The 9,737-nt window shown below is 46.9% G+C and carries 8 protein-coding genes; 2 read left to right on the top strand and 6 right to left on the bottom strand.

All coding sequences use genetic code 11. From position 1 onward, the window contains the following. Positions 1-220 precede the first annotated feature (220 nt). From QT974_RS19595 to QT974_RS19570, 6 genes are all read right to left on the bottom strand, one after another. The gene (locus QT974_RS19595; protein ID WP_333470100.1) at positions 221-463 is read right to left on the bottom strand and encodes a hypothetical protein; all 243 of its coding nucleotides are present in this window, start codon (positions 461-463) and stop codon (positions 221-223) included. Further along, positions 460-867, bottom strand: a complete 408-nt coding sequence (locus QT974_RS19590; RefSeq protein WP_333470099.1) for a hypothetical protein — start codon at positions 865-867, stop codon at positions 460-462. Before QT974_RS19590 ends, QT974_RS19595 begins: the two co-directional genes overlap by 4 nt. Positions 868-948: 81 nt before the next feature. Continuing rightward, complete coding sequence (locus QT974_RS19585; RefSeq protein WP_333470098.1) at positions 949-1,350, bottom strand: hypothetical protein; 402 nt, start codon at positions 1,348-1,350, stop codon at positions 949-951. Further along, positions 1,347-1,757: a hypothetical protein gene (locus QT974_RS19580; RefSeq protein WP_333470097.1), complete on the bottom strand. Its 411-nt coding sequence runs from the start codon at positions 1,755-1,757 to the stop codon at positions 1,347-1,349. Before QT974_RS19580 ends, QT974_RS19585 begins: the two co-directional genes overlap by 4 nt. Positions 1,758-1,854: 97 nt before the next feature. Next, positions 1,855-3,663, bottom strand: a complete 1,809-nt coding sequence (locus QT974_RS19575) for an aspartate kinase (RefSeq protein ID WP_333470096.1) — start codon at positions 3,661-3,663, stop codon at positions 1,855-1,857. A gap of 501 nt (positions 3,664-4,164) precedes the next feature. After that, positions 4,165-4,959, bottom strand: a complete 795-nt coding sequence (locus tag QT974_RS19570) for a Uma2 family endonuclease (protein WP_333470102.1) — start codon at positions 4,957-4,959, stop codon at positions 4,165-4,167. 49 nt (positions 4,960-5,008) lie between these two features. Between QT974_RS19570 and QT974_RS19565 the strand changes: the two genes are divergently transcribed. Both QT974_RS19565 and QT974_RS19560 read left to right on the top strand, forming a co-directional pair. Continuing rightward, positions 5,009-5,668, top strand: coding sequence for an HAD family hydrolase (locus tag QT974_RS19565; protein WP_333470095.1), 660 nt, complete (start codon positions 5,009-5,011; stop codon positions 5,666-5,668). Between the two features lie 518 nt (positions 5,669-6,186). Next, positions 6,187-9,528 carry a PAS domain S-box protein gene (locus tag QT974_RS19560; protein WP_333470094.1) on the top strand — a complete coding sequence of 1,114 codons (3,342 nt, stop codon included), beginning with the start codon at positions 6,187-6,189 and terminating at the stop codon, positions 9,526-9,528. Positions 9,529-9,737 lie beyond the last annotated feature (209 nt).

The following is a 9,737-nucleotide window of genomic DNA, read 5'->3' as shown; positions in this document are numbered from 1 at the left end:
GTAATTGCATACATCTCTTTTCTTGTCAACTCTTAATACTGAACCGACGCCCTAGGAGAAGTCGGGACTCTAGCTAACACTATGATTCCCATACAATTCTAGATTGTCTTGACAACAAAAGTGCGAGTTCATCAGCCGTTGAACGGTTATCTTCACGATAGGGCAAGCCTATAATACTGCCATGAGATAAAGAGTCACGTACTACATTTAGACCTATTTCTCAAATTTTCCCTACATTAATGCTAGCAACTCCTTCACAATTTTTCAACGCCTTCAAAGATTGCTCTATGGAAAAATTGACAGAAATACCCTGTTCGTTTATACGTTGGCGCAAATAGTAGGCATCCGATTTGACGATCGAGCTATCTCGATCTATCCATCCTTTTCGGAGAGCTCGGTAAACAACTGCATTATCAGATAATTCTTCAAACTCTGACACATTCCCTGAAGATGGTTCTATCATCTTTTGTTAAACCACTGCAACCAGTAAACCAATGTTAATGATGAAACGATATCTTCAACTGCATTTTCATTCTTTGCATGATGATAGATATCAACTGGTTGTTCCGCACTGAACGGACAAAATAGGCGGACTGTGCGCTCTGGTTCTAAGGTTGTCCAATCTAGCGTAATACTGCCTCGGTCATCTGTAGCAGTAGAGCATTTTGGAAAACTGTCTCCCATGCTATCGTAGGCCTCAACAACCAATTTCATCGCTGTCCTGAAAGCATATTCAGTCGGCCTCAAAATTCCGTACTCATCCTCTTCTTCTACATCTAAAAGTTCGATCAAACGTTCGATAGTGATTCGGAAATTCGATAAACCGCTATTGCTGCTATCAGTAATTTTTTCGTTAGTTACTGTCATAAGATTAAATTCCTTTTAGGCGATCGCCAATTCGATCCTAACACAGGCTAATGCTATGGAATTATTAAACAACTTGCTGCACTATACTTGCGAAGGTTTCCATATAACTATAGACTGCTCTGCTAACAAATCAGCTAATCTTTCAGCCCTGTCTCGGTCATCTATCACATAAGGTAAACCGACAATCTGAGCGTGGGATGCTGAATCAGGTACTGCATCTAAACCTAATTCACGAATTTGTCCTACTTGCAGACTAGCAACTCCGTAACAATTTCTGAATTTTGCTGCACATTGTTCGGGTGAACAAACACTGGCAATTGTTACCGATAAACCCGGTTCATTGGCTCGCAGTAAATAAGCGGAAGATACAACTAAATTATTTGCTTCGTCAATCCATTGTCGGCGAAGTAAAGCTCTATAGACAATAGCACTTTCAGGTAAAGGCTCGAACTCTGAGTCACTGCTAGAAGATTTATCATTCATGCCTTATTAAACCACTCTAGCCAATGAACTAAAGTTGATGCGGAAATGATATCTTCGGATTTATATTCCTGATTTTTTTGATGATAAATGTAAGCTTTCCCCTCGGCATTAGATGGGCAGAATAACCTGACTCTACAATCAGCATTTCTATTTTGCCAAGCAAGTCTGATACTACCTTTGTCATCTGTACCAGTCGAGCATTTAGGAAAATTATTGCCCATACTATCATAGGCCTCAACAACCAATTTCATCGCTGTCCTGAAAGCATATTCAGTCGGTCTCAAAATCCCGTACTCATCCTCTTCTTCTAAATCTAAAAGTTTGATCAGACGTTCGATAGTGATGCGGAAATTCGATAAACCGCTATTGCTGCTGGTATCAGTAATTTTTTCGTTAGCTACTGTCATAAGATTAAATTCCTTTTAGGCGATCGCCAATTCGATCCTAACACAGTCGAATATTCTGAAATTCGGTAAGGTGCGCAGTGCGCACCCTACTGAAGAATTAAGCTGGAACTTGGATTCTTTCACTTCCCGAAAGCTCAAACGCGGTGTGAATTGCTTTCAAAGCTGTGACACCTTGCGCCTCATCCACAACGCAGCTAATCTTAATCTCAGAAGTAGCAATCATTTGAATGTTGATTTTGTGCTGCGAAAGCGCTTCAAACATCTTCGCCGCTACTCCCGGATGCGCTACCATCCCGGAACCGACTACGCTAACTTTAGCGATTTCTGTATCGACTGCTACTTCGCCCCAGCCGAATTCAACTGCTGATTTTTCTAGGACTGTTTTGGCGGCGGCTGCATCTATTTGTGCTACGGTAAATGCTATGTCGCGTGTTAGGATGCCGTCGATATTGTGGCAGCGTTGCGATTGAATGATTGTATCTACGCTGATATTTTCTTCGGCTAACAGTCCGAACAGTTTTGCTGCTACTCCGGGTCGATCGGGTAATTGGCGAATTGCCAGACGCGCTTGATTGAGATCCAACGCTACAGCCCTGACTGCGGGCGGTTTGTTGGATGAGGTATGCAGCCCGACAGGGGAGTTGGCGACATCAAATGCTTTGCAGAGTTCGGCAACTGCCCGATCGCACTCCGCAGCATCGATCGTACAACTAACCTTGACCTCGGAAGTGGAAATCATCTGAATGTTAATTCCCGCATCCGCCAAAGTCTTAAACATCTCGGCCGCTACCCTCGGCCGCCCGATCATTCCCGCACCCGCAATGCTAACTTTAGCTATGGGTCGTTCCTCTGCTTTCACTTCTGGTTCCCCCAATTCTGGGCGAGAATTTTTACCCAAGGCGGGGACTATTGCATCTGCAACCGCGACTGCTTGATTCAGGGAATTTCGCCTGACTGTAAAGGCGATATCGTTCGTATTTCCTTCGTGAATTGATTGGATAATTAAGTCTACATCGAGGTGTTGTTGCGCGATCGCACCAAACAACCGCGCTGCTACTCCCGGGCGATCGGGTAAACGCAACAGCGACACGCCCGCCTGATCCAAGTCAAATTCCACCGCATCGACCGCTTTTGCAAGCTCCAAGCCCTCCAAAGGCCGGGGTTGCGGTGGGGGGGACACTACCAGCGTACCGGGGGCGTCGCTCCAGCTAGAAAGCACGATCAGCGGCACGCCGTAATTCTTGGCAATCTCTACCGCGCGCGGATGCAGGACTTTTGCACCCAAACTCGCCAATTCCAGCATTTCGTCGCAGGTGATCTCATCCATCAATTGCGCGTCGGCTACCAAGCGCGGATCTGTAGTGAGAATTCCGGGCACGTCGGTATAAATTTCGCACCTGTCGGCGCGCAAGGCTGCGGCGAGGGCTACTGCTGTGGTATCCGAACCGCCGCGCCCCAAGGTGGTGATTTCCAATTCTCCGGCGTCGGCGATGCCTTGAAAACCAGCAACGACGACAACTTTTCCGCAATTTAACTGGGTTTCCAGCCGGGAAGGATCGATGCGCAAAATCCGGGCGCGGGTGTGGGCGGCTTCGGTGACGATGCCGACTTGGGCGCCGGTGAGGGAAATTGCGGGCTGTCCCATTTCCTGCAATGCCATGCTTAACAGGGCGATCGATACTTGTTCCCCAGTCGAAAGCAACATATCCATTTCCCGTTTGTTGGGATTTGGGGAAATTTCTTTGGCGAGTTTCACTAAACCATCGGTAGTTTTCCCCATTGCTGAAAGGACGACGACGAGGGAGTTTCCAAGCTGTACTGTTTTGACTACTCGTCGGGCTACTTCTAAAATGCGATCGACTGTACCAACCGATGTTCCGCCATATTTCTGAACAATTAGTGCCATAGGACTTACACAAAGCTACAAAATACTTATCAAATAATACAAGCAGCTTCTGGATTACAAGCGATTATTTTTAAATCTTCCATACTAGAAATTAGCTGAACCACAAAAAATATGTGCGTAGGGGCTAGTTGTACAGCCATTTACGCATCAAAAAAAATAATTTAATAAACCCGCCCTCTTGATTCTAGGAATTGCGATCGGTGCTTGAAATCAAGCAAACAAAAAATGTTTGTAGTAGGGACTTTAGTCCTTGATGCTCTGCTCTTAAGGACTGAAGTCCTGACGGCAAACCGGAGTTAATTTCACATCCGAAGATTGGGAATGATTTAGAATTGCCATATAGCAATCCTAAATGATTGATGAAGTTTTGTAGGGGTAGTGCCAAAAAAGCCTACCCCTTATCTATCCGGGGAACCAGGGTCTTTAAGAACCCTACAAAAATTATGCAAATGATTTAGGACTGCTATAGCTGTCCCAGGTCAACTGTCCCAGGTCAACTGATTACCTGCCTTCTAACTCTCGCAAACGCGCTTCCAAAGCTTGAATTCGCTGCTCGGCTTCTATGCGCCTTTGTCGTTCTTGTTCTGCTTCTGACTGCGCTTGTTCGACTGCTAATTCTGCTTGTTCGGCTCGTTCTTCAGCGGCCAGCAGCAAATTCCCCTCAGCATCCCACCAGCGCATCCAAGGGAGTTCTACCCCCTGATAAATTCCTTGCCAAATCCCTAATTCCAATCCCATTGGCTCGATTTGGTAATGTCCGCGCTGATTTTCTGACATTAACTCAAATCTATCTTTTACCAAATGATAGCATTCTATTTGGGCTTTTTTGACTTCATAAATTCCATAAAAAGCAGGTCTAATAATCCGCTCGTAAATCCAGAATTTTCCCTGTTTGGGAGTTTTATCTCTTTCTTCGCTGCCATCTCCAGAAACAAATTCTAGTATAATTAACGGCGGCATTAATTCTTTCCACATCACATAGGAACGCCGCATATTTCCGTCGAGAGTTGGCGGCACGTCGGGGACGTAAAACCAATCTGGTGCTTCCGCTCCTCTTTCGGGCGGTTCTGGGGGTTGCGGGACTCGCCAATAAATACCTGAATCTTGACCGATGCAGTATTGTCCGTCGGGATGAATTTGGTCTAAAATGGGTCGAACAGATGTTGTTAGTAGGATGCTTTGAGGAAGTTCTTGAAAGTTTTTCACAAAAGTACCGTCGGAGTCGGGTAATTGAGTGTGGTCGGGAAATTCTGTAAAATCTGTTACTAGAAGTTCGGGTTTTTCGGTGACACTCATGTTGACCTCTTGAATGTTCAAAGATTATATTTCACATTGGGAACTGAATATGAGTCAGTACAAGTTAATTATTTTCGACTTCGACGGCACTTTGGCAATTACTCATAAAGCCATTATATCTTGCATTACCAAAACTTTTGAAAATTTTGAGATCGAGCCACCGGAGACTGATACAATTAGAGGTACGATCGGTATTAATTTACCAAATACTTTCAAAATGCTGCATCCGGCGATCGAGGAAAGTGCGATTGGTGAATGGGTGGAAACTTACCGCTCTTTTTATCGGACTGAAGGTGAAAAGCAGCTTGATTTATTTCCCGGGACAAAGCAAGTATTGCAGGTAGCAAGTAAGTCGGGATTGAGTCTGGGAGTTTTTAGCAACAAACACGTTAGTTTTGTTAATTTATTTCTGGAAAAGTTGAGAATTCACGGTTTGTTTGATTTGATTGTAGGTGACAACGGACAAATTCTTCAAAAACCCAATCCGAGTGTTTTTCACTCGATTATTAAGCCGCTGTTCCCGGAATTGGATAACAGTCAGGTTTTAATGGTTGGGGATACGGCGGTTGATTTGCTGTTTGCTAAAAATGCTGGGATAGATGTTTGTTGGGCGGCTTACGGCTATGGAAATCGCGCTGAGTGTCTCGCCCTAGCACCGACTTTTGCGATCGAGAATATTTCTGAACTTGCTGCGATCGTTCAAAATTAATCAGGACTCGGTTTTTTTCGGCAGAGTTTTGATGATTTAACTAATTTTTTAATTAAAAATATTTGCTCGGAGCCGGAGGATCTATTTTTTGCTGAGATTTAAAATTGGATTGCTGGAAGTAATCAGCCGACTAAACCCTGCCAAGTAATAGCATTTTCCCAAAAGGATCAAACTATAGCTAAGCTCCCAACTATAACCTGCATCAGTCATCCGCAATCCCGCATCTCAAATCTCAAATGCCAAATTTAAAATGGTAGAAATTATACCAGAGATAGAGAGAGCGCGGTAACAACTATTATAAATTAAAAGATAACAGTCTTTTGAAGGTAAAAAGTACAAGCCACAAGGCATAAGGAAAGAAAAACGAGGTATGCGAGGTTTTGAGTAGGTATAAAATAATGCCCGAATTCTGGACGATCGCCTGCTTGCTTCGAGCTTCGGAAAACCGGGCATTTTTGTTAAAATAACAGGGTATGTTGCCAGTCGAGATCGAGAATAAACTTAATCTATAAAAACTCATGCAGATCGATATAAGCATTCATTCTGAAACTCTATCGCAGAGTCGCAGCGGCCTCAATGCACCGAATTTAATAGAAGAAGTATGGAGGCTTTACGATCGCGCCCTAGCAGCTACCAGCAACGGCATCGCGATCGCAGATGCTACGAAGCCCGACAGACCAATAGTATACTGTAACCCAGCATTCGAGAAAATTACAGGCTACTCGAGCAGCGAAATCATCGGGCACAACTGCCGCTTCCTGCAAGGCCCGGATACCGATCGCGCAGCCCTAGCTCAAATCCGCGTAGCCCTACAAGAACAACACGACTGCAAAGTAGTTCTGAAAAACTACCGCAAAGACGGCACCCCCTTCTGGAACGAACTCACCATCTCGCCAGTGCGCGACAGCAGCGGGACTGTCACCCACTTCATCGGCGTCCAATCTGATATCACCGATCGCTTTCAAGCAGAATTCGCCGTCAAACAAGCCGAAGCAAAATACCGCAGCATCTTTGAAAACGCCACCGAAGGCATATTTCAAACCGCCCCAGACGGGCGCTACCTCAGCGCCAACCCGGCTTTGGCAAAAATTTACGGCTACAAATCCCCCTCTGAACTGATCGCAAAATGTTCGGCAAAAAACCTTTATACCGATCGCGCCCGCCGCGCCGAATTCATTGCCACTATCACCAAAAACGGCTCCCTCAAAGAGTTTGAGTCCTGCGTATTCCGCTGTGACGGCAGCACTACCTGGATCTCGGAAAATGTGCGCGAAGTCTGCGGCGAAAACGGCGAACTCCTTTACTACGAAGGAACCGTCGCCGAAATCGCCGATCGCAAGCGCGCTGAAGCAGCCCTGCGCGATCGAGAATACTGGCTGAAAACCGCGATCGACGCCGTACCCGACGCCCTCAACCTCACAGACAGCCAAGGGCGCTGGCTGATTGCTAACGACTGCGCCCTGCAACTTTTGGGCTGGGAAAACACAGGCTACCAAGGCAAAACTACCGCCGAACTCGCAGCAGCAGCAACTCCCAGAGTTAGAGAAATCCTGCTAAATTGGCAAGAAACCGACGAAACCACCTGGAAAGCAGCTACTCTTACCTCCAGCCGCCAAGTTGTCGCCTTACCTACAGGCGGCAGCAATTGGTTTGAAGTGCGGAAAGTGCCGCTGTTTAACCCCGACGGTTCCCGCAAAGGCATGGCAGTAGCGGGCCGGGACATCACCCAAGAAGTGGAAGCCGAAGTAGCTTTGCGCGAAAGCGAACAGCGGTTTCGGGCGATTTTTGAACGCGCTGCGATCGGCATGGTAGTTGCTACCCTCGAAGGCGTGGCGATCGCCACTAATCCGGCATTTCAAGCTATGCTGGGGCGATCGTCCGCCGAACTGCGCGGCGTTGGACTCGACGAGTGGGCGCACCCGGAAGACGCACAGTCCGATCGCCAGTTGCGCCAACAGTTGGCCTTGGGCGAACGCCAAGCTTACCAAATCGAGAAGCGCTACCTCCGCCCAAACGGCAGCATCAGGTGGGGACGCCTCAGCGCCTCTGTCATCCACAGCAGTCACGCCACACCGCAGTTTATTCTAGAAATGGTCGAGGATATTACCGATCGCAAACTTGCCGAATCAGCTTTACTGCAAAATGAAGCTAAGTGGCGATCGCTAATTCTCAACAGTTCCGACATCATTACCATCCTCGACGAGGAGCGGCGCATTGTTTACGAAAGCCCTTCTGTAGAAACAGTTTTGGGCTACGAACCAGAGGAACTGATCGATCGAATTGTCCTCGATTCGATCCACCCTGACGATTTGTCATTGGTGATGGCAGACATCGAAAAACTGCTGGCAAATCCCGGCGATCCCATCGCCCTAGAAGGTCGCTTCCGGCGCGTTGACGGTTCTTGGTGTTTTCTCGAAGCAGTCGGCATTAACCTGCTAGCAGACCCCGCTGTGAGCGGAATTGTCATCAACTCGCGCGACATGACGGCGCGCCGGCAAGCAGAGTACCGCCTCAGCAAAATCAACGAGTGCTTTTTGGGATTCACCACCGACGCGGCTGACAACATCCAGCGCCTGACAGCCTTAGCCGGAGAGCTTTTGGGCGGCAGCAGCGCCATCTACAGCCGCGTCGGTGGCGGGCTATTGCGCGCGATCGCGACTTGGCAAACACCGCCGGACTACCCCGAGGTCGATCGCGCCGAAGGGCACATCTGCACCGATGTATGCCACCAAGCCAGCGATCGGGCTGTGGTCATTCGTGACTTGCAGAACACTATCTACGGCCAAATCGATCCTGTCGTCATTCGCTACCAACTGCAAAGCTATCTGGGACAAGCAGTGCGGCTGGGCGACAATTACGTGGGTGTGATGTGCGTCATCTACACCGAGTCGATCGCGCCCACAGAAGCCGACTGCAAGCTGATCGGAATTATCGCTGGGGCGATCGGAGTTGAGGAAGAACGGGCCGCTTCGGTAGATCGCGATCGGCAAAAATCAAGAGAATTGCAAACAGCTTTGCGCGAATTGCAGCAAACTCAAATGCAGTTAGTCCAAACCGAAAAAATGTCTTCCCTCGGACAAGTGCTAGCAGGAATTGCCCACGAAATCAACAACCCAGTTGGCTTTGTTGCCGGCAACCTCTGCCACGTCCGCGGCTACGTTCTCGACTTGTTAGATATCGTGCAGATGTATCGAGAAGAATACCCAAATCCCCCAGGAAAGATTCAGAAAGAAGCCGAATATATAGACTTAGAATTTCTCGCCGAAGATTTGCCAAAATTGCTGAATTCGATGCACACAGGATGCGATCGCATTGTAGAAATTATTCAAACTTTGCGCAATTTCTCCCGGGCCGACGAAGCGAAATTCAAGTCTGCCGACATTCACGAAGGTTTAGACAGTACCTTGTTAATGTTGAACAGCAGGCTGAAAGCCAAGGCACACTGGCAGGGCATTGAAGTGATTAAAGAATACGGAGAACTGCCACAAATAAAATGTCATCCCGGACAGTTAAATCAGGTATTCATGAATATCTTAGCAAATGCGATCGACGCCTTGGAAGAAAGCAGCAATTCCGGCAAAAACCACCCAATTAACGATCCAACCATCACCATTAAAACAGAAACAATTGACGACAAGAGCATTCGCATTCGGATTCAAGACAACGGCCCTGGGATTCCCCAAGATAATATCGTCCGTTTGTTCGATCCATTTTTTACCACAAAGCCCGTAGGCAAAGGTACAGGTTTGGGCTTATCAATTTCGCACCAAATTGTCGTGGAAAAACACAACGGCAAATTGCAGTGCATCTCAGCACCGGGTAAAGGTACTGAATTTATCATCGAAATTCCAATTATCTAAACTCATTCTATCGATTTTGCACCAGGCAAATTAGCAATTTTAGATGATTAAATAATTTTGAAATAATCAGAAACTGACATAAAGTAGCTTTTTTACTTGACTGCTATGAATTGAGGCACCATATCGTATCCGCTAGATTAACCGCAATCAGAAAGGTTAGTAGTGCGGACTTTAGTCCGCAGCAGAAAGGTTAGTAGTGCGGACTTTAG

It is taken from the genome of Microcoleus sp. BM001215392, assembly GCF_036700185.1.
In the GTDB taxonomy this organism is placed as follows: Bacteria; Cyanobacteriota; Cyanobacteriia; order Cyanobacteriales; family Microcoleaceae; genus Microcoleus.
The sequence above is the reverse complement of the archived record's forward strand: the minus strand, read 5'-3'. Positions and strand labels throughout refer to the sequence as shown.

Bases quoted from the DNA above. Each gene is read 5' to 3' on its own strand.
- QT974_RS19595 (WP_333470100.1), bottom strand. From the start codon at position 463: ATGATAGAACCATCTTCAGGGAATGTGTCAGAGTTTGAAGAATTATCT.
- QT974_RS19590 (WP_333470099.1), bottom strand. From the start codon at position 867: ATGACAGTAACTAACGAAAAAATTACTGATAGCAGCAATAGCGGTTTA.
- QT974_RS19585 (WP_333470098.1), bottom strand. From the start codon at position 1,350: ATGAATGATAAATCTTCTAGCAGTGACTCAGAGTTCGAGCCTTTACCT.
- QT974_RS19580 (WP_333470097.1), bottom strand. From the start codon at position 1,757: ATGACAGTAGCTAACGAAAAAATTACTGATACCAGCAGCAATAGCGGT.
- QT974_RS19575 (WP_333470096.1), bottom strand. From the start codon at position 3,663: ATGGCACTAATTGTTCAGAAATATGGCGGAACATCGGTTGGTACAGTC.
- QT974_RS19570 (WP_333470102.1), bottom strand. From the start codon at position 4,959: ATGAGTGTCACCGAAAAACCCGAACTTCTAGTAACAGATTTTACAGAA.
- QT974_RS19565 (WP_333470095.1), top strand. From the start codon at position 5,009: ATGAGTCAGTACAAGTTAATTATTTTCGACTTCGACGGCACTTTGGCA.
- QT974_RS19560 (WP_333470094.1), top strand. From the start codon at position 6,187: ATGCAGATCGATATAAGCATTCATTCTGAAACTCTATCGCAGAGTCGC.